The 500-nt window shown below is 43.6% G+C and carries 1 protein-coding gene; it reads right to left on the bottom strand.

Annotated features, from left to right (window positions below):
- Positions 1–500, bottom strand: a 500-nt coding sequence (locus PGX78_RS09455) for a transporter substrate-binding domain-containing protein (RefSeq protein ID WP_270446717.1), incomplete at both ends; no start/stop codon positions are given.

Genomic DNA, 500 nt, shown 5'->3' with positions numbered 1-500 from the left:
TTCTTTTGTCGTGGCCATAGATACGCCGGCCGACAGAATGGGTTCACCGACTGTTTTAAAAGCTTTATTTCCTCCTTGGTTTAGGAAGTATAAAGCCACGACTCTGTTAACGACTACGGCATCACATGTATGTGATTCTAACTCCATCCAACATTGGTCGTTTTGGTTAAATTCTTTTACTACAGCCCCGTATTGTTTGGCATAATCGGCTGCCTTAGTACCCAGTTGTGCACCTACGGTTATATCTTTTAAATCATCAAAGCTGTGAATGGTGTCATTGTCTTTGCGTACGACAATCGTATATCCGTCTTTAAAATATGTTTGTGTGAAACTAACATGTTCTCTTCTTTCGGGAGTCGCATCCATGCCCGAAGCAATTAAGTCTATTTGACCGCTTTGTAAAGCCGGGATGAGTCCGTCAAACGCCATGGCCTTGATTTCGGGTTTCATGCCCAGCTTCTCGGCAATAGCCTTGGATAAATCTACATCGAAGCCGACGT

The organism is Megasphaera sp. AF13-6AC (genome assembly GCF_027685385.1).
GTDB classification, from domain to species: Bacteria; Bacillota; Negativicutes; order Veillonellales; family Megasphaeraceae; genus Megasphaera; species Megasphaera micronuciformis.
This window is presented reverse-complemented; position numbering and strand designations above follow the sequence as displayed.